22 protein-coding genes and 1 pseudogene are annotated in these 22,015 nt (G+C 68.4%); 17 read left to right on the forward strand and 6 right to left on the reverse strand.

Features of this window, described 5'->3' with window-relative positions; all coding sequences use genetic code 11:
• Positions 1–735, forward strand: a complete 735-nt coding sequence (locus FHS74_RS26250; protein ID WP_184807222.1) for an energy transducer TonB family protein — start codon at positions 1–3, stop codon at positions 733–735.
• Positions 736–752: 17 nt separating this feature from the next.
• On the opposite strand, the gene FHS74_RS26255 is transcribed toward FHS74_RS26250, so the two are convergent.
• Together FHS74_RS26255 and FHS74_RS26260 are read right to left on the reverse strand one after the other, a co-directional pair.
• Entirely contained in the window at positions 753–980 is a 228-nt protein-coding gene (locus FHS74_RS26255) for a hypothetical protein (protein ID WP_184807223.1), read from the reverse strand.
• A gap of 59 nt (positions 981–1,039) precedes the next feature.
• Positions 1,040–1,579 carry a homogentisate 1,2-dioxygenase gene (locus tag FHS74_RS26260; RefSeq protein ID WP_184807224.1) on the reverse strand — a complete coding sequence of 180 codons (540 nt, stop codon included), beginning with the start codon at positions 1,577–1,579 and terminating at the stop codon, positions 1,040–1,042.
• A 201-nt stretch (positions 1,580–1,780) separates the two neighbouring features.
• Between FHS74_RS26260 and FHS74_RS26265 the strand changes: the two genes are divergently transcribed.
• Positions 1,781–2,581: a hypothetical protein gene (locus tag FHS74_RS26265; RefSeq protein ID WP_184807225.1), complete on the forward strand. Its 801-nt coding sequence runs from the start codon at positions 1,781–1,783 to the stop codon at positions 2,579–2,581.
• Positions 2,582–2,652: 71 nt separating this feature from the next.
• On the opposite strand, the gene FHS74_RS26270 is transcribed toward FHS74_RS26265, so the two are convergent.
• Positions 2,653–4,098, reverse strand: a complete 1,446-nt coding sequence (locus FHS74_RS26270; RefSeq protein ID WP_246463383.1) for a GH1 family beta-glucosidase — start codon at positions 4,096–4,098, stop codon at positions 2,653–2,655.
• A gap of 490 nt (positions 4,099–4,588) precedes the next feature.
• Between FHS74_RS26270 and cysT the strand changes: the two genes are divergently transcribed.
• The 13 genes and pseudogenes from cysT to FHS74_RS26335 all read left to right on the forward strand — a co-directional run bounded on the left by cysT (position 4,589) and on the right by FHS74_RS26335 (position 16,106).
• Positions 4,589–5,452 carry a sulfate ABC transporter permease subunit CysT gene (cysT, locus tag FHS74_RS26275; protein ID WP_425491378.1) on the forward strand — a complete coding sequence of 288 codons (864 nt, stop codon included), beginning with the start codon at positions 4,589–4,591 and terminating at the stop codon, positions 5,450–5,452.
• Positions 5,442–6,299: a sulfate ABC transporter permease subunit CysW gene (gene cysW / locus FHS74_RS26280; protein ID WP_184807226.1), complete on the forward strand. Its 858-nt coding sequence runs from the start codon at positions 5,442–5,444 to the stop codon at positions 6,297–6,299. Before cysT ends, cysW begins: the two co-directional genes overlap by 11 nt.
• A 42-nt stretch (positions 6,300–6,341) precedes the next feature.
• Entirely contained in the window at positions 6,342–7,406 is a 1,065-nt protein-coding gene (locus FHS74_RS26285; protein ID WP_184807227.1) for a sulfate/molybdate ABC transporter ATP-binding protein, read from the forward strand.
• A gap of 34 nt (positions 7,407–7,440) precedes the next feature.
• Positions 7,441–8,712, forward strand: coding sequence for a glutamate-5-semialdehyde dehydrogenase (locus tag FHS74_RS26290; RefSeq protein WP_184807228.1), 1,272 nt, complete (start codon positions 7,441–7,443; stop codon positions 8,710–8,712).
• Positions 8,713–8,727: 15 nt separating this feature from the next.
• Positions 8,728–9,372 carry a nicotinate-nucleotide adenylyltransferase gene (locus FHS74_RS26295; RefSeq protein WP_184807229.1) on the forward strand — a complete coding sequence of 215 codons (645 nt, stop codon included), beginning with the start codon at positions 8,728–8,730 and terminating at the stop codon, positions 9,370–9,372.
• 206 nt (positions 9,373–9,578) lie between these two features.
• Positions 9,579–9,968: a ribosome silencing factor gene (gene rsfS, locus FHS74_RS26300; RefSeq protein ID WP_184807230.1), complete on the forward strand. Its 390-nt coding sequence runs from the start codon at positions 9,579–9,581 to the stop codon at positions 9,966–9,968.
• Positions 9,969–9,994: 26 nt separating this feature from the next.
• Positions 9,995–10,454: pseudogene (rlmH, locus tag FHS74_RS30165) on the forward strand (23S rRNA (pseudouridine(1915)-N(3))-methyltransferase RlmH).
• 108 nt (positions 10,455–10,562) lie between these two features.
• Positions 10,563–11,087: a flavodoxin family protein gene (locus tag FHS74_RS26310; protein ID WP_184807231.1), complete on the forward strand. Its 525-nt coding sequence runs from the start codon at positions 10,563–10,565 to the stop codon at positions 11,085–11,087.
• Entirely contained in the window at positions 11,084–13,027 is a 1,944-nt protein-coding gene (locus FHS74_RS26315) for a DUF47 family protein (protein ID WP_184807232.1), read from the forward strand. The genes FHS74_RS26310 and FHS74_RS26315 overlap by 4 nt, the downstream gene beginning before the upstream one ends.
• Positions 13,028–13,141: 114 nt before the next feature.
• Positions 13,142–14,410, forward strand: a complete 1,269-nt coding sequence (locus tag FHS74_RS26320; RefSeq protein WP_184807233.1) for an MgtC/SapB family protein — start codon at positions 13,142–13,144, stop codon at positions 14,408–14,410.
• 111 nt (positions 14,411–14,521) lie between these two features.
• On the forward strand, positions 14,522–15,187 hold the full coding sequence (locus FHS74_RS26325; protein WP_184807234.1) for a hypothetical protein: 666 nt from the start codon (positions 14,522–14,524) through the stop codon (positions 15,185–15,187).
• 416 nt (positions 15,188–15,603) lie between these two features.
• The gene (locus FHS74_RS26330) at positions 15,604–15,813 is read left to right on the forward strand and encodes an addiction module protein (RefSeq protein ID WP_184807235.1); all 210 of its coding nucleotides are present in this window, start codon (positions 15,604–15,606) and stop codon (positions 15,811–15,813) included.
• Positions 15,810–16,106, forward strand: coding sequence for a type II toxin-antitoxin system RelE/ParE family toxin (locus FHS74_RS26335; RefSeq protein WP_184807236.1), 297 nt, complete (start codon positions 15,810–15,812; stop codon positions 16,104–16,106). The genes FHS74_RS26330 and FHS74_RS26335 overlap by 4 nt, the downstream gene beginning before the upstream one ends.
• A gap of 3 nt (positions 16,107–16,109) precedes the next feature.
• On the opposite strand, the gene FHS74_RS26340 is transcribed toward FHS74_RS26335, so the two are convergent.
• The 3 genes from FHS74_RS26340 to rocD all read right to left on the reverse strand — a co-directional run bounded on the left by FHS74_RS26340 (position 16,110) and on the right by rocD (position 18,815).
• Positions 16,110–16,595 carry an Lrp/AsnC family transcriptional regulator gene (locus FHS74_RS26340; RefSeq protein ID WP_184807237.1) on the reverse strand — a complete coding sequence of 162 codons (486 nt, stop codon included), beginning with the start codon at positions 16,593–16,595 and terminating at the stop codon, positions 16,110–16,112.
• Positions 16,596–16,662: 67 nt separating this feature from the next.
• On the reverse strand, positions 16,663–17,556 hold the full coding sequence (locus FHS74_RS26345) for a dimethylarginine dimethylaminohydrolase family protein (RefSeq protein WP_184807238.1): 894 nt from the start codon (positions 17,554–17,556) through the stop codon (positions 16,663–16,665).
• 32 nt (positions 17,557–17,588) lie between these two features.
• Positions 17,589–18,815 (reverse strand): ornithine--oxo-acid transaminase, encoded by a 1,227-nt coding sequence (gene rocD / locus FHS74_RS26350; protein WP_184807239.1) that lies wholly within the window; start codon positions 18,813–18,815, stop codon positions 17,589–17,591.
• Positions 18,816–19,109: 294 nt separating this feature from the next.
• Here rocD and gpmI point away from each other — a divergent pair, with 294 nt between their 5' ends.
• Both gpmI and FHS74_RS26360 read left to right on the forward strand, forming a co-directional pair.
• Positions 19,110–20,681 (forward strand): 2,3-bisphosphoglycerate-independent phosphoglycerate mutase, encoded by a 1,572-nt coding sequence (gene gpmI / locus FHS74_RS26355; RefSeq protein WP_184807240.1) that lies wholly within the window; start codon positions 19,110–19,112, stop codon positions 20,679–20,681.
• Between the two features lie 56 nt (positions 20,682–20,737).
• Entirely contained in the window at positions 20,738–22,015 is a 1,278-nt protein-coding gene (locus FHS74_RS26360; protein WP_246463384.1) for a murein hydrolase activator EnvC family protein, read from the forward strand.

Genomic DNA, 22,015 nt, shown 5'->3' on the forward strand with positions numbered 1-22,015 from the left:
ATGGGGGGCAAGACCGCCCCGTCCGGGACGACGCCGGGCGTCAGCGACGGCTTCCGGCCGGCCGCGTACGGCCGGGCCATGCGTCCCCGGACGGGCGCGGTCTTCGCCGCCCTTCTGACGCTGGCCATCCAGGCCACCTTGGTCGCCTGGGTGGCCCGCTTGCCGGGCGCGCATCGGCCCGGACAGGAGCGGGGCGTCATGGTGACGGCCCGGCTGCTGGCCCCTGACCGCCCCGTGCCACGGCCAGACGGGGCGGCACCGCCCAGGCGGCCGGCACCCGCCCCAGCGCCCCGCTTCCGGCGCCCGGCCCAACCGGTCCGGACACCCGCGTCCGCGGTGCCCACCATGGCGCCGGCGGCGGCCGAAACCACCGCACCCAGCCCGCCGCCGGACGTTGTCTCGGACGTTCCGGCGACCATCCCCGCCCTGCCATCCATGAGCCACGCGGGTCCCCCGCCACCGGATCTGATCGAGACCTACAGCCGGTCGGTATGGCTGGCGCTGGCTCGTCATCGGCCACCCGGCATCGCCGCCGCCGGCACGGTGGTGCTATTGATTTCGGTGGCGGCCGATGGCCAGGTGCGGCAGGCGATGATCCAGACATCCAGCGGAAGCGACCTGCTGGACGGCGTGGCGCTTCAGGCGGTCATGGACACGGGGCGGCTGCCGCCACCGCCAGAGGCCTTGCTGACGGGCGGCCAGTTCACCTTCACCGTGCCTTTCCGGTTTCGATAGCCGCCTGGGACGGGCGTTCAGGCGACGATGTCGAGCAGCCGCTTGCTGTTCTCATCCACCGTCTTGGCCACCTGGGTCATGGCCTTGAAGGTCAGGGCGTCGCTGCTGAGGCTGACCACGTCGGTGGGGTTGATGTCGCCCTGGCTGGAGGCGATGGACACGGCATCCTGGCTGACCCGGGCGCTGCTGGTCTGCAGGCCGGCGGCCACGGTGGCGTAGGGGTTGGGGGCGGAGATGCTGGTCATGTCCGGAATATAGCACCGTGGCAGGGCGTGGCACAGGGGGGTACCTGAAAGCGCGCCCCTCAGTTCTGCGGCGGCACCACCAGCACAGTGACCGTGGCGGCCGGACTGTTGGACAACTGCAACACATAGGTGCCGGCGGCCAAGCCGAAATCCACCACCTTGTGGATACCGGAACAGTTGGGGCCATGCTTGTGGCTGGTGGAGTCCAGCGATTTTCCATCCATGACCACGTCAACCCAGGCCGTGCCGTCCAGCGCGACGCGGTAGGGGCCGGCCATGGGCACGGTGAAGGACACCGTGCCGGCATAGGTCTTGTCCGCCGCCGGCTTCGGCGGGTTGACGGCCAAGGCCACCCCCTCCTTGGGCGCCAGGGTCACCCGTGCCGGCGAGCCCGGCGCGATCGAGGGCGCCGCCGCGGAACCGGTGGCGGCGGTCACCGGCACGGCCGCCAGGCGCCAGGCCTTCAGGTCGGCCGGCCATTCCACCGCCACGCCCTTGCACGACGGATCAGCACCCTGGGCCCACGCCGGCGCCGCGAGCGTCATCACCACCATCGCCAATACCACACCGCGCATGACCATCCCCTTCTCCCGCGCCATATCGCTATATCCAGTCAGATATAGCGTGCGCGCTGTGACCCACGGCAAGGAAATCGCGCGCCGTCGCACCGCGACAAGCGGTGTGGCCCCGAAAATTAACCGCCAAGCGGCCCTGTCGTCGCCGCAATCTCAATCTTAAGTAAAAGGACGGCCGATGGGGGCCGCGAGTGGACCGAACGGGGGATATCTTTGGGTGTAAGGATGCATTGGCGGGCGGCGCTGGCCGTCCTGGCCTTGTTGGCGGCGGGCACTGCCCGGGCCCAGACGGGGGAAAAGGCCGCGACGGATCAGTCGGCGGGGCTGGCAGCCCCCCAAACGGCACCCGACCCGCCGGTCGAGGCGGTGCCGGAAATGGTGGTCACCTCGCGTGAGCAGTTCGGCAAGACCTCCTACGCCAAGCTGGCCGAAGCGCTGAAGGTGCTGGACCACATGGAGAACGCCAGCGGTCATCATTTGCGCATGGTCTTCAAGGTGGAACTGGGCAAGGACAAGTCCGGCCCCCTGCCCGTCCAACTGTGGGCCGTCTACAACGGGAAGGAGGAAGCCATCGAATCCACCCCCGACGGCTATTTCTACATCCCCTACCGCAGCGATTGGGAAGCCGCCGACGCGAAGCTGGTCAGCAACCAGGCCAAGGGCGCGTTGCGGGCCACGGTGATGCTGGAAGTGCTGCCCACCGCAGGCCAGCCCGTCGCCTATGCCGAATTGCGCCAGGGCGCCCAGGTGCTGGATCGGGCGATCGAGGAATTCGTCGGCCCGGTCATGGGCTTCTTCGTGCCCAGCATCGACCAGTTGGATTTCATGTGTGAGCCCCGGGAGCATTGCCGCGTCAACGCCGCCCTGACCACGGGCGAGGTGCTGGAGGCCGACGACAAGGGCCGTCCCCTCCTGGAATTCGGCCGCAAGATGGACCGCCGCAACCCCGCGCTCAGCCTGGCCGCCACCGGCGAGGACGGCGCCCCCGCCCGCCTGTACGCCCAGCCGGAGCTGCACATTTTCTGAAGAACGGACAAGGTGGAAAAAACGGGCGGAGGATGCCCCCGCCCGTCATCGTTCGCTTCAGGCGCGGCCGATCAGAACCCGTTGTCCTTGGCCACCTTGGCGTACCAGAGGCCCGAGTCCTTGATGGTGCGTTTCTGGTTGTTCTTGAAATCGACGTAGACCAAGCCGAAGCGCTGACTATAGCCCTGGGCCCACTCGAAATTGTCCATCAGGCTCCAGGCGTGGTAGGCGCGGACCGGCGCCCCATCCTTGATCGCGCGGGACAAGGCCGCAAAGTAGGCCTTCATGTATTCGATCCGCTTGGCGTCCTTCACATGGCCGTTGACCAGCGGTGTGTTATAAGCGGCACCGCTTTCCGTGATCTCGATGGGGCGGTTGCCGATGGCCTTGGCCATGCGCACCAGCGTGTCGTGGAAGCCGTCGGGATCGATGTCCCAGCCGATGTCGGTCTTGGCATGCGGGCCCTCGCCCCACTGGTGATCGGTGTTCAGGCCGGGCACACCATTACCCTCCGGCTTATCGGCCACCACCCAGCGGGTGTAGTAGTTCAGGCCAACCATGTCGTAGTCGGCCCGCATGGCTTTCTCGTCACCCGGCTGGATGCCCAGCAGGTCCGCCTGACGGTCCGCCGGCAGCACGTCGGGGTAGGTGCCGTCTAGGACCGGCTGCAGGAACCACAGGTTCAGGAAGCGGTGATAGCGCTCGGCCGCGGCCTTGTCGGCCTCGCTATCGGTGCGCGGCACCATGTTGGCGACGTCACAGACGCTACCGACCTCGAACTTGGGATTGATGGCCTTCAGGGCGCGGAAGGCCTTGCCCTGGCTGAGGTTCACCACATGGGTGGCCCGCAGCATCTGCAGCGGGTCCTTGTGGCCGGGGGCGAAGATGCCTTCCCAATAGCCCAGATGGGTGAAGGTCTTGGGCTCGTTCAGGATCGCCCAATGGTTGATGCGGTCACCCAGCGCGCGGCCGACGATGTCGGCATACTCCGCCAGACGGTCGGCGGTGTCGCGGTTGGTCCAGCCGCCGGCGTCATCCAGCGCCTGTGGCAGGTCCCAATGATACAGGGTGACCAGGGGACGGGCGCCCGCCTCCAGCACCGCGTCGGTCAGGCGCTTGTAGTAGTCGAGGCCGGCCTGGTTGACCGCCCCCTTGCCCAAGGGCTGCACCCGCGACCAGGAAAGGGAATAGCGATAGCTCTTGAGGTTCAGCTGGCGGATGAGCGCCGCGTCTTCCTTATACTTGTGATAACTGTCGCAGGCGACGTCGCCGGTGTCGCCGTTCTTGATGCGGCCCGGCTGGCGGACGAAGGTGTCCCAGATGGACGGCCCCTTGCCATCGGCGTTCCACCCGCCCTCGACCTGATAGGCCGCGGTGGCCGCCCCCCATAGAAAGTCCTTGGGAAACGTCACCTTCTCCGCGTTCGCGGCCGCCAAAGCGGCGCGCCAGCCCCCGCCAACGGCACCCACACCGGCCAGGGCGGCCGTGCCCTGCAATAGGGCGCGACGATTGATCATGCTGTCTGTACTCCGTTTCTTGGTAGCGCCTCATCCCCACGGACGCCCCGCCGCGTACGCTCATCCCGCGACCGGTTCCGGTATCGGCTGTCCGGCAAGGCCAAGGCATGCGCCCGCATAAGCGCTTCCGCCGGTGAAACCGGACCGGAAACGGTGCCAAGCTTGGTTTTCGTCATGCCCTTCCTCCCAAAAGGACTTTTACCCTATGTCGGACAGCGCTGTCACACGCGATGTGACCGCTAACGTGCGGGAAATACGGCTCCCGTCGACAGATTTACATTTTACACTTTTGTAATGCTGATTTATTCGAAGATGCATGGCACCCCTGTGAAAGAGGCGCCTGCACTCCACAGCGTGAAGGTTGTACACGCTCCCGGCCTTATGCATTAATCTCGCGTCTCGAATTTGGGGAAAGGCCGCCCATGACCCGACCGGGTTCGTCTCACGTCGACTTATCCCTCTCGGGCGGGACAGCCTCGTGACGGCCGCGGTGTCCACCGGCGGCGTCAAGCCGGCCAAGCGCGGGCGGGGCTTCCTTGCGCCGACCATCCTGCCGGGCTTCGGCACGGCCTTCGGCTTCACGCTGTTCTATCTGTGCCTGATCGTCCTGATCCCCCTGGGCCACATGGTCCTGGTGTCGGCCGGCGTGGGCTGGACCAGGTTCTGGGCCATCACGCTGGCCCCTCGGGTGTTGCACGCCTTCTACATCAGCTTCGGCTGCGCCTTCGTGGCCGCGCTGGTGAACGCCGTGTTCGGCCTGATCGTCGCCTGGGTGCTGGTGCGCTATCGCTTCCCCGGGCGGCGCATCATCGACGCCATGGTCGACCTGCCCTTCGCCCTGCCCACCTCCGTCGCCGGTATCGCCCTGACGGCCATCTACGCCCCCAACGGCTGGGTGGGGGCCTTCGCCAAGGCCGCCGGCTTCAAGATCGCTTTCACGCCGCTGGGCATCATCATCGCCCTGGTGTTCGTGGGCCTGCCCTTCATCGTCCGCACGGTGGAGCCGGTGCTGCAGGACCTCGACGCGGAGGTGGAGGAGGCGGCGGCCTCGCTGGGCGCCACCCGGTGGCAGACCTTCTCCAAGGTGCTGCTGCCCGCCATCCTGCCGGCGCTGCTCACCGGCATCGCCCTGGCCTTCGCCCGCGGGGTGGGGGAATACGGCTCCGTCATCTTCATCGCCGGCAACATCCCGGCGGTGTCGGAGATCGTGCCCCTGCTGATCGTCGCCCGGCTGGAGCAGTACGACTACGCCGGCGCCACCATCATCGCCACGGCCATGCTGGGCCTCTCCTTCCTCTTGCTGCTGGCCATCAATTTCCTGCAGCGCTGGACCCGGTCGCGCCATGCCCGCTGATCCCCACTCCCGCCGCCCCGCCGTGGGCGAAGGCCCCCTGACGCGCGTCGCGCTCATCGGCCTGGCCATCCTGTTCCTGGCCGCCTTCCTGGCCCTGCCGCTGGCCGCCGTGTTCAGCCAAGCCCTGGCCAAGGGCGTCGGCGCCTTCATCAAGGGACTGACCGATCCCGACGCCCTGCAGGCGGTCAAGCTGACCCTGATGGTGGCCGTGATCGCCGTGCCGCTGAACCTGGTGTTCGGCGTGGCGGCCAGTTGGGCCATCGCCAAGTTCCAGTTCCGAGGCAAGAGCCTGCTGCTGGCCCTGATCGACCTGCCCTTCTCCGTCTCGCCGGTCATATCGGGCCTGGTCTACGTGCTGCTGTTCGGCCTGCATGGCACCTTCGGCCCCTGGCTGCGGGACCACGGGGTGCAGATCATCTTCGCCGTGCCGGGCGTGGTGCTGGCCACCGTCTTCGTCACCTTCCCCTTCGTCGCGCGGGAGCTGATCCCCCTGATGCAGGAACAGGGCGTGGAGGATGAGGAGGCCGCCATCGTGCTGGGTGCCAGCGGCTGGCAGACCTTCCGCCTGGTGACCCTGCCCAACATCCGCTGGGGCCTGCTGTACGGCGTGCTGTTGTGCAACGCCCGCGCTATGGGCGAGTTCGGGGCGGTGTCCGTTGTCTCCGGCCATATCCGGGGCAAGACCAACACCATGCCCCTGCATGTCGAGATTCTGTACAACGAATATAATTTCGTGGCCGCCTTCGCGGTGGCCTCGCTGCTGGCGCTGTTGGCGCTGGTGACCCTGGCGGCCAAGGCGGCCCTGGAATGGCGTTTCGCCGACCAGATCGCCGCCGCCAAGCGCTGACCGGGGCAGCGACAATGACGACCAAAAAGACGGGCGGCGCGCATGGCCATTGAAATCCGCAATGTGGAAAAGACCTTCGGCGCCTTCACGGCCCTGGGCGGCGTCAGCCTCGACGTGCGCTCGGGCGAGTTGCTGGCCTTGCTGGGCCCCAGCGGCTCGGGCAAGACCACCCTGCTGCGCATCATCGCCGGGCTGGACCACGCCGACGCCGGGGAGGTCAGCTTCGACGGTCAGGACACCCGGGACCGGGCGGCGCGCGACCGCCAGGTGGGCTTCGTCTTCCAGCACTACGCCCTGTTCCGTCACATGACCGTCTTCGACAACGTGGCCTTCGGCCTGCGGGTCAAGCGGAAGGCGGAGCGGCCGGCGGAAATGGACATCCGCCGCCGCGTGGGCCAGCTGCTGGACATGGTGCAGCTGTCGCATCTGGCCACCCGCTATCCCAGCCAGCTGTCCGGCGGCCAGCGCCAACGCGTGGCCCTGGCGCGTGCGCTGGCCATCGAGCCCAAGGTGCTGCTGCTGGATGAACCGTTCGGCGCCCTGGACGCCAAGGTGCGCAAGGATTTGCGCAAATGGCTGCGCCATCTGCACGACGACATGAACATCACCTCCATCTTCGTGACCCACGACCAGGAGGAGGCGCTGGAACTGGCCGACCGGGTCGTGGTCATGAACCATGGCCAGATCATCCAGGTGGGCACCCCGACCGAGGTGTATGACACCCCGGCCGACAGCTTCGTCTTCGACTTCCTGGGCGGGGTGAACCGCCTGAACGGTATCGTCGACAAGGGCGTGGCCCGGCTGGACGGCCACCCCGTGCGGGTGGATGGCGAGGTGGGACCCGAAGGCCCCGCCCTCATCTATGTCCGCCCTCACCAGGTGGAACTGGGCGTGGCGCCGGCCGATGGCGTGCCCGAGGGCAAGTGGAGCGCGCGGGTCAGCATGGTGCATGCCGCCGGCCCCGTGGCTCGGGTGGAACTGGACCTGTCCGGCCGCGCGCTGGAAGCGCAGCTGTCCCGCGACCGCCTGAGCGATCTGGCGCTGCAGGTCGGTAGCTGGTGTACTGTGGACTTCCGCCATGCCCGGGTGTTTCCCGCCAGGGCCTGACGGTTCACACGAAAGACTTCAGGGCGTTCGGATCATGGATGGGCAGACGGTTGATCTCTCGGCGGTGATGCGCGACATCGGGCAGCGGGCACGTGTCGCCAGCGCCAGTCTCGCCGTGACCACGCCGGAGCAGCGCGTCGCCGGACTGCGCGCCGCGGCCAGCGCCTTGCGCGCGGACGCCGCCACCATCCTGGACGCCAACGCCCGCGACATGGCGGCCGGCCAGGCCAAGGGACTGACCCCCGCGCTGCTGGACCGCCTGCGCCTGGACGAGGGCCGGCTGGAGGCCATCGCCAAGGGGCTGGAGGATGTGGCCGACCTGCCCGATCCCCTGGGCGCGGTCATGGCCGACTGGACCCGGCCCAACGCCCTGCGCATCCAGCGGGTGCGGGTGCCCCTGGGTGTCATCGGCATCATCTATGAAAGCCGGCCTAATGTGACGGCCGACGCCGGCGGCCTGTGCGTCAAGTCCGGCAACGCCGCCATCCTGCGCGGCGGATCGGAAAGCCTGCATTCCTCCACCACCATCGTGGCCGCCATCCGCCGCGGACTGGTGGAGGGCGGCCTGCCTGCCGACGCCGTGCAGTTGGTTCCCACCACCGACCGTGCCGCCGTGGGCATCCTGCTGACCATGACGGATCATGTCGACGTCATCATCCCCCGGGGCGGCAAGTCGCTGACCGCCCGGGTCGCGGCGGAATCGCGCGTGCCGGTGATCAAGCACCTGGACGGCATCTGTCACGTCTACATCGACCGGGCCGCCGACGCCGCCAAGGCCCGCGCCATCGCCCTGAACGCCAAGATGCGGCGCACCGGCATCTGCGGCGCCATGGAGACGCTGCTGGTCCACCGCGACGTGGCGGGCAGCCAGTTGCCCCCCCTGATCGAGGATCTGATCGGCGCCGGCTGTGAGGTCCGGGGCGACGCCACCGTGCAGAATCTCGACGCGCGCGTCCTGCCGGCCGACGATTCCGATTGGGACACCGAATATCTGGACGCCATCCTGTCGATCAAGGTGGTGGAGGGCGTCGATGAGGCCATCGCGCATATCGAGCGCCATGGCAGCCACCACACCGACAGCATCGTGACCGAGGACTCAGGCACGGCTGAGCGCTTCCTGGCCCGCGTCGACAGCGGCATCGTGCTGTGGAACGCCTCCACCCAGTTCGCCGATGGCGGGGAGTTCGGCTTTGGGGCGGAGATCGGCATTTCCACCGGCAAGCTGCACGCCCGCGGCCCCGTGGGCGCCGAACAGCTGACCAGCTACAAGTACGTCGTGCGCGGCGACGGCCAGACGCGGCCCTAAGCGACCGCCCCTCCCATGCCCACCTCCCCCCATGGCCGCTATTGGATCAGGCCACGGCCGCTGACGGGTTCCTCCTGGGCCGGGCGGCGCGTCGGCATCCTGGGCGGATCCTTCAACCCAGCCCATGCCGGCCACCGCCACGTCAGCCAATGGATGCTGCGCCGCCTGAAGCTTGACCAGGTCTGGTGGCTGGTCAGCCCGCAGAACCCCCTGAAGCAGGCGCGCGGCATGGCCACGCTGGACGCCCGGCTGGATGCCGCCCGCGCCGCGGCCCGGGATCCCCGCATCCTGGTGACCGACATCGAGACGCAGTTGGGCACCCGCTACACCGTCGACACCCTGGCGGCCCTGCGCCGCCGCTATCCCCGCACCCGCTTCGTCTGGATCATGGGCGCGGACAATCTGCAGCAGATTCCGCGCTGGCGGGGATGGACCCAAATCCTCGGTCGCGTTCCGGTTGCCGTGTTTCCGCGCCGCCCCTATTCCTTAAAGGCGCTTGTCGGCAAGGCCGCGCGGCGGTATTCCCGCTACCGGGTTCCTCCGCGGGACGCGGGTGGGCTGCCGGCACGGTCGGCGCCGGCCTGGACCTTCCTGGACGGGCCGCTGCATCCCGCCTCCGCCACTGAAATCCGGCGGAAGGGGTGGTGGGGCGGCCGGTGACAGGGAAGACGGACTGTAAGGACTAATCCCGTAGGTGACGCCGCCCCAGGCGGCTTGCCCGCGGGGGCCATCGGACTATCATCAGGGTGCGGGCCGGCTTTCCGGTCCTGAGCGCCCTTTTTTGCTTAGAGGTAACGATCATTTCCACCATCGCCCATTTCCCGACGCCGACCGCTGGGCGGACGGCGCCCCAGCCGCTTCCGGACATGGCGGCCCCCGATTTCCCCGAACAGCTGCGCGACCTGATCGTCGCCAGCGTGGAGGATGACAAAGCCGAAGGCACCGTGGTGCTCGACCTCAAGGGCAAATCCAGCCTGGCCGACTACATCATCATCACCTCGGGCCGCTCCGCCCGCCAGGTGGACGCCATGGCCGGCCATCTGCTGTCCAAGCTGAAGGAAGTGGGCCTGATCGGCCTGGACGCCGAAGGCACGCCCCAGTGCGACTGGGTACTGATCGACGCCGGCGACGTGCTGGTCCATCTGTTCCGGCCCGAGGTCCGTGCCTTCTACAACCTGGAAAAGATGTGGGGCGTGGAACTGCCGCCCGACTTCGCTGGGTTCGGCGCGCCGGCCGGCGACTTCCTGTCGGTTTAAGTAAGAGCGGCGGCGGGACCGGGCCCATGCGCGTTTGCCTCGTGGCCGTCGGCCGCAGCCGCCCTGGCCCCGCCCGCGATCTGTTCGAGGAGTACAAGGGCCGCATCACCTGGCCCTTCACCCTGCGTGAGGTCGAGTGCCGCAAGCGAGTGGAGGGCGATGAGCTGAAGCGGCTGGAAGCCCAGCTGTTGCTGGAAGCCATCCCCCCCCGGCGCCACCCTGGTGGCGCTGGACGAACGCGGCAAGGCCCTGCCCAGCGAGGCCTTCGCCCGCCAGGTGGGCGCGTGGCGCGACGGCGGTGTCGCCGATCTGGCCTTCGTCATCGGCGGCGCCGACGGCCTGGCCGAGGAAGTGCGCCGCCGCGCCAGCCTGCTCATCGCCTTCGGCCCCATGACCTGGCCGCACATGATGGTGCGCGGCATGCTGGCCGAACAGCTCTACCGCGCCCAGCAGATCCTGGCGGGACACCCCTACCACCGGGTGTGAGGCCCCTCTTCGCGGTGCGTCCCCCTTGCGGTGCGTCAATGCGCGCCCGGTTTCCGCCTGCCATCCTCATCCCGGACACTCGCGTGTGGACGGGGATGGAGGGGACCCATGGCCGTGCTGATCGCCTACTACTCGCTGACCGGGACGACGCGGACCGTGGCCTTGGAGTTGGCCCGCCACCTGGATGCCGATGCCGAAGAAATCCGTTGTGACCGTTATGCCGTCACCTTCAGGGGCTGGTGGCGCGCGGCCGCCGACAGTTGGCGCGGCCGGTTCCCGGGAATCGCCCCGGCCGTCCACGATGTCCGGGATTACGACCTGGTGGTGCTGGCCGGCCCGATTTGGGCCTGGCACCCCTGCCCCCCGCTACGCGCCTATGTGCGGCGGGAGCGGGACGCCCTGCCGAACACCGCCCTGCTGCTGACCCATGGCGGGTCGGCCGGGCAGCCGTCGTTGGACGCGCTGCAGACGCAGTTGGGCCGCCCGCCCCGGGCGCGGCTCACCATCACCGCCGCCGAGATGAAAAGCGGCGTCTATGCCGAGGCCGTGGCCCATTTCGCCCAAACCATAGGCCGGGCGGCCCATCCCGATGCGGACCGGCCCCGCGCCGTTCATGCCGGAGCCTTGTCATGAGCGCCAAGACCCGGATCGTCGATCTGCTGGGGGAACGGGCGCTGGTGGTCCCGGCCCTGATCGCCACCGCGCTGACTGCCAATGAACAGGCGAAATACCTCCTGGCCCTGCTGCAGATGGCGGCGGCCCAGGCGGAAAACCCCCAGATCCCGGCCCCGACGCTGAAGGCGGAACGCGAGGCCTGCGGCATGGAGGACGCCGGCCTGGACCGCGCCATCGCCCTGACGGAAAACGATGGCGGCGGCCAGTATCATATCCCCGGCGCGGCCCGCATCGTGAAGCGGCTGGGCGAGCTGCTGACCACCATGGTCGCGCCCCTGGAAAAGGCGGAACAACCAAACGCCATCGAGTATGCCCAGCGCCTGGCCCGGCTGATCGACACCCTGCCGTCCGGCGAAGGCGACATGCTGGATGCGCCGTCGATCGCCGCGATGACGTCCGGCCAACCCAGGGCCGGTGACGGACTGCATGTGCTGGTGATGGATTTGCACCGGGACATCAACCGCTTGCAGGCCGCCATCGCCAACGAGGACGTGGCGGGCGCCAAGGCCTATGGCCTGGATGATGCCGATCGGGCCATCGTCGCGGCCTTCATGGCCGGCCTGAACCGGACGGCCGCCCTGAAGTTCGATCATCCGGGCCTGGACACGGTGGCGGCCCGCCATGGCGATACGCTGCTGATCCAGAACGACATCGGCACCACCGAGGCCCATGTCCTGGTGGTCAAAGTCACCGGCCACACGGTGGCCGTGACCTACACCGACGTCCACCTGTCCCGCCTGCGCTTCCTGCAGGCGTTGTGCGACGGCACCGACCTGGCCTGGCAGGAGGTGCGAACCCGCGAGGCGGCGGCGCTGGGGGACGACGACCTGTTCTACATGACGCTGGGCACCGCCACGGCGGCCGATGTCCCGGGCGTGTGCGCGCTGCTGCAGCGTCTGGCCTCGCGCATCGTCTTCCTGATCGACTGGAACAAGGCGCGCAAGCGCCTGGGCCTGCTGGTTCCCAACGATACCGCCGTGGATATCCTCACCTGGGCCGCCGCCTATGATTTCGGCCACCGCGCCTTCCTGGCCCTGGGGGGCGAGCGCCTGGTCTATGACGCCCTGGAACAGGCGGTGAAGACCCCGCTGCGCTACGGTGAACCCCTTCATGAGATGATCGGCAAGGACGTGGCGCGCGACTATCTGCGCTTCGTGCTGCAGACGACGTCCACCGGCCTGCTCCAGGGGCAATCCGCCGCCCTGATCCGCGACCGGGTGCGGGCGGAGCTGTTCACCCATTTCCGCACCGCCGATCAGCGGCTGCTGGGCATCTGTGCTGATCATGCCGCGGCGGTGGTGCGCTTGGCCTCGGGCCTGAAAGCGGCGCTGCGCGCGGCCGCCGGGGACAAGGCGGTGATGCTGGAACGGAACGCCATCCACGCGAAGTTATGGGAGAGCCAGGCGGACGAGGCGGTGAAGACCCTCCGAGCCACCGTGCGCCGCCTCACCGGAACGGAGGTGTTCCGCCAGGTGATCGAGCAAGCGGACGACGCCGCCGACCATCTGGAAGAGGCCGCCTTCCAGGCCCGGCTGCTGTTCGACGCCGTGCCGCCCGAAACTCTGCCGGAACCGCTGCTGGACCTGACCGACCTGGCCGTCGAGAGCGCCCAGGCCTATCGCCAGGCGGTGGATCTGGCCCCGCACGTCCAGCGCGGCAACGCCCAGGAGTCGGTGGAGCGCTTCCTTGAGGCGACCGACCGCATCGTCACGGCGGAGCATCAAACGGATGAGCGCCACCGCGCCGTGACCGCCCTGTTGATGGCGACGCCGGACGATTATCGCCGGACGCATCTGCTGAACGGTCTGTCGCAGAGTCTGGAACGGGCCACCGACGCCCTGCAGCGGGCGGGCCTGATCCTGCGCGATCACGTCCTGGCGGACGTGACCTTCGCTTAAGGCGAACCGGTGGAGAAGGAGGGTGCCTGTTGCCACCTTTGCGCTGCGTCAATGCGGCGGGTGAACGGTTAGGCTCGACTGACCTGCCCTCAACCGCCGCCAGGTACCGCCTTCATGGACTCCACAGCACTGCTCAGCCGCTTGGCCGTCGCCCTTGCCATTGGCTTGCTGGTGGGGCTGGAACGGGGATGGCATAGCCGTAGCGGCCAGGAATACCAGCGGGCCGCGGGTCTGCGCACCTTCGCCCTGTCCGGCCTGCTGGGTGGCGTGGCCGGCGCGCTGGCGGGCGCGGGGCAGCCGCAGTTCCTGGGACTGGTGTTCCTGGGCTACGCCGCCACCTTCACCGCCTTCCATTGGCTGGAGACCAAGACCGACACCGCCCCCAACCCGGAGCGCGACCTGGGCGTCACCTCGGTGGTGGCGGGCCTGGTCACCTTCCTGCTGGGGGGCCTGGCCGTGCTGGGGGATGTGCGCGCCGCCATCGCCGCCGGCGTGGCCATGACCGGCCTGCTGGCCCTGCGCGATCCCCTGCACCGCTGGGTGGCGGCGCTGAGCTGGCCGGAGGTGCGGGCCATGCTGACGCTGCTGGCCATGTCCTTCCTGCTGCTGCCCATCCTGCCAGACCGGCCGGTGGACCCATGGGGGGCGCTGAACCCCCATTCCATCTGGCTGCTGGCGGTGATGATCGCCGCCATCTCCTTCGGCGGCTACGTCGCCGTGCGGGCGCTGGGGGATCGTCTGGGAGTGCTGATGGCGGCGGTGGCCGGCGGCCTCGCCTCCTCCACCGCCACCACGCTGACCCTGGCGCGGCTGAGCCGGGCGCATCCGGCGTCGTGCCGCCTGCTGGGTGCCGGCATCCTGCTGGCGGGCACGGTGATGATGGCGCGCGTGGGCACGTTGGTGATGGTGCTGAACCCGGACCTTCTGCGCCCGCTGGGGCCCGCGCTGGCCTGTGCCACCCTGGGGCAGGTGCTGGGGGCCGCCGCCCTGATCGTGCGCAACCGCCAGCATCACATGCCGCACCTGGACATCGCCAACCCGCTGGAGGTGGGCATGGCCCTGAAACTGGCGGCCTTCATCGCCGCCGTGGCCCTGGCCACCCAACTGCTGAGCCGCACCCTGGGCGATACTGGTGTCCTGGTCCTGGCGGCATTGTCGGGCGTGGCCGACGTCGACGCCGTCACCCTGTCCATGGCCCATCTGGGTGGCCATGGCCTCAGCCTGACCATCGCGGCGCAAGGGGTGCTGGTCGTCACCGCCGTCAACACCGTGACCAAGGCCGTCATGGCCGGCTGGGTGGGCACGCCCCGCCTAGGCCTGATCGTCGGCGGCATCAGCGCCCTGGCCCTGGGCGCCGGTGCCCTGGCGATGGGGTGGGCTTGATGGCTGACGGATGGCGCTCGCATTGCGTGCATTCCCGCAGGCCTGTAATCTGACGGGCACGGCCGGTCCATGGCCGCACGCTTGCCTGGGGACCCGATGAAGAAAAAACTGATGGCGCTTGCCGTCCTCGCCGCCGGCATGTGCCCTCCGGCCTGGGGCCAGCAATCAACAGATGACGCCATCCGGGAGGCGAACCAAGCGGGCCACCCTGTTCGGTCCATCAGCCCGATTTTCAGCCAGTTGGTCCTGTTCACCATCCCGGCTGGGTTCAAGACCGTCACCGAGGCCACCAACCAAGGCGCACGCTACATTCGAGAAATGGTCCTGGACGGCGAAACCGTCGACCAATGGTCCCAGATGATCACCATCACCGGCGCCAAGGGCTTGGCCGCGTCACCCAACGTGACCCCGCAGGTGCTCGCCAACCTGATCGCCGGCGGCTTCAAGCGCGCCTGCCCCGACACCTTCGCCACACAGGAATTGGGGGCCTTGACCATCAGTGGCCAGCCGGCCTTCGTCGTCTGGGCCAGTTGCGGGACGGCACCGGCCACCCCCGGCGCGGCGCCCCACAGCGAGGCCGCCGTGATCTTTGGTATCAAGGGCACGGACGACTACTACACGATTCAGTGGGCGGAGCGGGAAGCGGCGTCAAGTCAGCCGCTGGCCTTCGACGGCACCAAGTGGACAGGCCGCGTCGCCAAACTGAACCCGGTGAAGCTGTGCCCCATCGTGCCGGGAGAACGGCCCCCGTATGTCAGTTGCGTGGAGGGAAAATAAGCGCCCGGTTGGCGCCAAGGAATGCCTGGCTTCATCCGGCAGCAATGGACCGTTGAAGAGCCGACTTTCCATGGTCGGCGGCGCCAACAGCGCCGCGTCCACCTCTCCATAGACGGGCCACCAACGCTTTGGAGCAACACCTATGAAGGCAAACTCAAGGACCAGTACAGTCGTCGCGCCATATCCCAAGCGAAGAAGCCAGGTGAGCCAGCGCGTCTGATGTTTTCCAGTTCCTGCCATGTAAGCCCCCACCCGAAAACCGTCTTAGCACCACCGCCCCGCTATTTGCTCCCCCATCACCGGGAGGCGAACAGCGTTCACGAACGTCCATGACGCCAGAGCCCGCCCGCCTAGACAAGGGCGGTGGCCGATGCCATGTTTTGCGGGACCGAGGTGCCCTTATGGGGACGAAAGCGATGACGGTACTGCCCTTTGACCATCTGACCGTCGCGGAGCGTCTAACGCTGATCGACGAGCTTTGGGAGAGCCTTGACCCGCAGGATATTCCCCTGACGGACGCGCAGAAGGCCGAAGTCGACCTGCGCTTGGCAACAGTTGATGAAGACATCAAGCACGGCATTCCGGCGGACGAATTGCTCGCCAAGCTGAAGCAACGTTACGCTTGACATTCACCATAATCTTCACGCCCAAGGCTTCCGAAGAAGTCGACATCACGTCGGACTGGTACCAGGAGGAGGCCCCTCGTGCCAGAGCCCGTTTCGTTGAGGAATTGACAGCGATATTGGAGCGACTGGCCTACGCCCCGCGCCAGTTCCCCATCGTCCACAAGGACGTTCGGCGGGCGGTATTTGATCGCTTTCCCTACTTTTTGGTTTTTCGCATCATGGATGCGGAAGTGCATGTCCTGGCCTGCTTGCACAGCCGTCGCAACCCCAGGCATTGGCGGCGGCGCAGTTGATCCCTACGCCTCCTCCTCGAACACCGGATAGGTCCCGAAGTCGCGGATGGGGCGCAGGACGACGTTGCTGACGACGCGGGCGACCCCCATCTCGGCGTCGTCGATCCAGCTGTCGGTCAGTTCCTGGTAGGCCTCCAGATCCCGGCAGACCAGCTTGGCGATGTAGTCGTAGGGGCCGCTGACCTCGAAGCACTCGATGACCTCCGGCGCCTCGCGCACCCGGCGTTCGAAGGCGCTGGTGCGCTGGCGTCCCTGCTTTTCCAGAGAGATCTGGGCCAAGACGAAGACGCAGGACTGGATGCGGCGCACATCCACCTGGGCCTGGTAGCGGACGATGATGCCCTCGCGCTCCAGCCGGCGCACCCGTTCCAGGCAGGGGCGGGCGGACAGGCCCACCCGTTCTGACAGGGCCTGGTTGGTGACGCGGCCGTCGGCCTGCAACTCCGTCAGGATCTTGATGTCGATGGCGTCGAGCTTGCGCGGCTTCAAGGCGGGGTCCGGTAGGGCGGAGGTGATGGCGCCAGCTTAAGCGCCATCACCTCCACGCCCAAGGGCTTTACTTGGAACTTCTATCCAGCTTGAGAATCAGACAGAAGGCGGAGCCGCCGGACAGGCCGAAGTCGCTGATCGGCGTCTCATGCACGGTATAGCCGCGTTCCGTCAGCATGCCGCGCAGCGCCGGGCTGGCGGTGGCCAGCACGATGTCGCGGCCGATATTCACGGCGTTGACGGCCAGGGTGCAGGCGTCGGGCTCCGGCGCCACGATCAGGTTCTGCGCCCCGAAACGCTCGCGGATGCGGGCGTTGCCCTCGGCCGAGAAGGCGCCGGGGTAGTACAGTACCTCACCCCCGTTCAGCGGGCAGAGGCAGGTGTCCATGTGATAGAAGCGCGGGTCGACCAGCTGCAAAGCCTCGACCTCGACACCGAACAGGTCGCGCACCACGGCGGCGGCGGCCTGGTCGGAGCGCTGGCCGTAGCCCAGCCAGAAGGTGCGACGCACGGGGTCCCAGACGCAGTCGCCCGCCCCTTCCAGCACCACGCCCTCGGGCATGTCATGCACCCCGGCCAGCAGGCCCCGTTCCTTCAGGGCGTCGAAGGTGCGGCGGAACACCGCCGTCTCCCCCTGGCGCTGGGGATGGCGGAAGGTGGCGACCAGGGCCTTGCCGTCCAGCACCACGGCGGCGTTGGCGGTGAACACCATGTCGGGCAGGCCGGCATGGGGCACGGCGAACTCCAGCTCCACGCCCAGGCCGCGCAGGGTGGCCGCCAGCCGTTCCCAGCCGCTGGTCGACCGGGCGCCGAGCACGCCCCCCTCCTCCTTCCACCGGTCGGGGCGCATCCAGGGATTGATGGCGTAGCTGACCTCGAAATGGTCGGGGGCGCACATCAGGATGCGGCCACCGGTGGGGCTGTCGGTGGCGACAGCGGCGGCCAATTGGGTGTCGGGCATGGATGGGGTTCCCCGGATGTTGTTATGGGATGTCAGGCGAACACCGCCAGGGTCTGGGCCAGGCGGTCCACCGCCCAGTCCAGATCCTCCGGCGCGATCATCAGCGGCGGCGCCAGGCGCACCACCGTGTCATGGGTTTCCTTGGACAGCACGCCGCGGCGCATCCACTCCTCCACCACCTGGCGGGCGGTGGCGCGGGCGGGGTCGATCTCCAGCCCCACCCACAGGCCCAGGCCGCGGACGTCGCGGATGAGGGGGCTGCGCAGGGCGTGCAGGCGGTCCATCAGGTGGGTGCCCAGCTCGGCGCTGCGCTGGACCAATCCCTCCTCCTCGATCACCGCCAAGGCTTCCAGGCCCACGGCGGCGGCCAGCGGGTTGCCGCCGAAGGTGGAGCCGTGGCTGCCGGGGTCGAAGACATCGATGACGTCCTGGCGGGCGACGAAGGCGGACACGGGCAGCACGCCGCCGCCCAGCGCCTTGCCCAGGCACAGGCCGTCGGGGCGGATGCCCTCATGCTGATGCGCGAACCAGCGGCCGGTGCGGCCCAGGCCGGACTGGATCTCGTCCAGGATCATCAGGATGCCGGCGCGGTCGCAGGCGGCACGCACACCCTTCAGATATCCGGCCGGCGGCAGGACGATGCCGGCCTCACCCTGGATGGGTTCCAGCAGCACAGCCGCCGTGTTGGGGCCGATGGCGGCGGTCAGGGCGTCCAAGTCGCCGAAGGGCACGATGCGAAAGCCGGGCGTGTAGGGGCCGAATCCCTCGCGGTAGGCCTCTTCGGAGGAGAAGCTGATGATGGTGGTGGTGCGGCCGTGGAAGTTGCCGGCGGCCACGATGATTTCCGCCCGGTTCGGCTCGACGCCCCGGTGGCGATAGGCCCAGCGGCGGGCGGCCTTCACCGCCGTCTCCACCGCCTCCGCCCCGCTGTTCATCGGGCAGGCGCCGTCCAGGCCGGTCAACGCGCACAGCCGTTCCAGGAAGGGGCCCAGCTTTTCGGTGTGGAAGGCGCGGGAGACGACGGCCACCTTGGCCGCCTGCTCGGTCAGCGCCTTCAGGATGCGGGGATGGCCGTGCCCGACATTGACGGCGGAATAGGCGCTCATCATGTCGAGATAGCGCCGGCCGGAATCGTCATGGACCCAGGCGCCCTGGGCGCGGGTGATCACCACGGGCAAAGGCTTGTAGGTGTGGGCGCACCAGCGGTCTTCCAGGGCGATGGCCCGGTTGCCCATTTCGCCGCTCACCTGCTGGTCCATGATCGCCCTCCGCCTCGTTGATCCCGATGGTGGCATGGCGGCGGCAGCCGAAACGGTCGAAGTTGAACGGTATGGCGACAGAACCGGTTGGCCCCGTCCGGTTCCGGCATACCGTTTCTGTTCCCGTGCCCTGCACATCAGGCATGGGGACAGGGACGACGGGTGAACCGTTGCCGACTTATAACGGTTTATCATGGGCGAAATTCGGATGCGCCGCTTGCCTTCGGGCGCGGAAGTCCCGATTTTCAGGGAGTTCGCATCTCCTCCCCCATCAGGATCAGGGAACAGACAGCCATGGCCGCCACCAACAATCTCCCCCCCCGCCCCGTGGTGCTGTGCATCCTGGACGGCTGGGGCTACCGGGAAGAGGTGGCCGACAACGCCGTGGCCCAGGGCGACACCCCCAACTTCAACCGCCTGTGGCAGGACGCCCCCCATGGCCTGCTGTCAGCCAGCGAGGAGGATGTGGGCCTGCCCGCCGGCCAGATGGGCAATTCCGAGGTCGGGCACATGAACCTGGGCGCCGGCCGCGTCGTGTTCCAAGACCTGCCCATGATCGACCGCGCCATCGCCCAGGGCGAGTTCGAGACCAATGAGGCGCTGACCGCGTTCAAGGCCGCGCTGAAGCAGTCCGGCGGCACCGCCCACATCCTGGGCCTGGCCTCACCCGGCGGCGTGCACAGCCACCAGGACCATATGGTGGCCCTGGCCAAGACCCTGGCCAAGGCCGGCATCCCCGTGGCCCTGCACGCCTTCACCGACGGCCGCGACGTGCCGCCGCAGAGCGCCCTGGAGCAGCTGGCCACCATCGAGGCCGGGCTGAAGGATGCCCCCGGCGCCCGCATCGCCACCGTGGACGGCCGCTACTACGCCATGGACCGCGACAAGCGCTGGGACCGGGTGGAGAAGGCCTACCGCGCCCTGGTGTCGGCCGAGGGTGAGACGGCCGCCAGCGCCGAGGCGGCGGTGACGCAGAGCTATGATACCGGCAAGCACGACGAGTTCATCCTGCCCACCGTCATCGGCGGCTACGCCGGCATGAAGGACGGCGACGGCGTGCTGATGGCCAATTTCCGCGCCGACCGCGCGCGGGAGATCCTGGCGGCCCTGGTCGATCCGGAGTTCACGGGGTTCGAGCGCGGCGCGCCCGTGAAGTTCGCCGCCCAACTGGGCATGGTGGAGTATTCCTCCGCCCTGGCCAAGTTCCTGCCGGCCATCTTCCCGCCCAAGGAAATCCGCCACACCCTGGGCGAGATCGTCTCCCAGAAGGGCTTGAAGCAGTTGCGCATCGCCGAGACGGAGAAGTATCCGCACGTCACCTTCTTCTTCAACGGCGGCGAGGAGAAGGTCTATGAGGGGGAGGAGCGCATCCTCATCCCGTCCCCCAAGGTGGCGACCTACGACTTGCAGCCGGAGATGTCGGCCGATGAGCTGACCGACAAGCTGGTGGACGCCGTGGACAGCGGCAAGTTCGACCTGGTGGTGGTCAACTACGCCAACCCGGACATGGTGGGCCATTCCGGCATCCTGGCCGCCGCCATCAAGGCGGTGGAGGCCGTGGACCGCAGCATCGGCCGGCTGGAGGCCGCGGTGAAGCGCCAGAGCGGCACCCTGCTGATCACCGCCGACCACGGCAATTGCGAGCTGATGAAGGATCCGGAGACGGGTGGCCCGCACACCGCCCACACGCTGGACCTGGTGCCAGCCATCCTGGTGAACGCGCCCGCCGACGTGGTGCGCCTGGACCGGGGCAAGCTGGCCGACGTGGCGCCGACGCTGCTGGAGCTGATGGGCCTGGCCCAGCCGGAGGAGATGACCGGCCGCTCCCTGCTGGTCCGTGACGCGGCGCGCGCGGCGGCCGAGTAAACGCAACCCTGGTGATCGCAACCCGAGTGAGCCTCCACAGGGCCCCTTTTGGTGTTTTGACCCTGGCGCTGGTCCTGCTGGCGCCGGGCTGGGCGGCGGCTGAGCACGCCCCGCCCACCGTGCTGACGCCGGTGGCGCAAGCAGGTCAACCGGGCGCGGCGGGCAAGCCCGACCCGCAACGCCAACTGGACAAGGTGGAACGGGACCTGAAGGCCGACCAGGCCCGCAAGGCCGAGCTGGATGCCAAGAACGACGCGCTGGAGCGGGAGCTGGCCGATCTTCGCGCCAAGTCCGTGGCGGTGGCGGAGGATCAGCGCCGCCAGGACGACGCCCTGCGCGTCATCGAGCAGTCCCTGGCCGGGCTGGCGGTGGACGAGAAGGACCAGATGGCCCGCATCGACTCCGACCGTGCCGCCCTGTCGGAGTTGCTGGGCGCTTTGCAACGCCTGTCGCGCCTGCCGCCGGAGGCCATGGTGGCCAGGCCGGAGGCGCCGGGAGAGATGGTGAAAAGCGCCCTGCTGCTGCGGGAAGCCATCCCCCAGCTGAAAAAGCGGGCGGACGCGCTGGCGGCCCAGCTGCGCGACCTGGCCACCCTGCGCCAGAAACTGGCGGACAAGCGGGCCCAGTCCCTGGCCGCCAAGAGCGACCTGGAGAAGCGGGAGGCGGAGCTGCGCGACCTGGTGTCGCGGCGCGAGACCTTGTCCCGGGCCAATGACGCCGAGTTGCAGGACGTGGCCGGCCATATGGCCGTGCTGACGGCCCAGGCCGGCGACCTGCGGGACCTGATGGAAAAGCTGGAGGCCGAGCGCAAGGCCGCCGCCGAGCGCGCCCGCCAGGCGGAGGCGCAGAAGCGCCAGCTGGCGGAGGACGCGCGGCAGAAAAAGGCGCAGGAGCGGCTGGCCGCCATGGGCCGCACGCCCAAGGACGTGCCGGGCGGCCCGGCGCTGGGGGGCATGACCTTACCGGTGGCGGGTCCCGTGGCCCAGCGCTATGGTGAGCAGGACACCGTGGGCACCACCAGCCGCGGCATCCGCATCAGCGCCCGCGCCGGATCGCCGGTGGTGGCGCCGTATGAGGGATCGGTGGTGTTCGCCGGCCCCTTCAAGGGGTACGGGCTCATCTTGATCGTCGAGCACCCCAATGGGTATCATAGCCTCATCGCGGGATTGGGTCGGATCGATACGCGGGTGGGACAACGTGTGTTGACCGGCGAGCCCATGGGCGCCATGGCCAGCGACGGAACCCCCACATTGTATTTCGAGCTGCGACGGGGCGGTCAGCCGATCAATCCCCTGCGCGGCTTCGCGGGCACCGAGGGTAAAGGACAAGGGTGA

The sequence above is a fragment of the Nitrospirillum iridis genome, assembly GCF_014205765.1.
In the GTDB taxonomy this organism is placed as follows: domain Bacteria; phylum Pseudomonadota; class Alphaproteobacteria; order Azospirillales; family Azospirillaceae; genus Nitrospirillum; species Nitrospirillum iridis.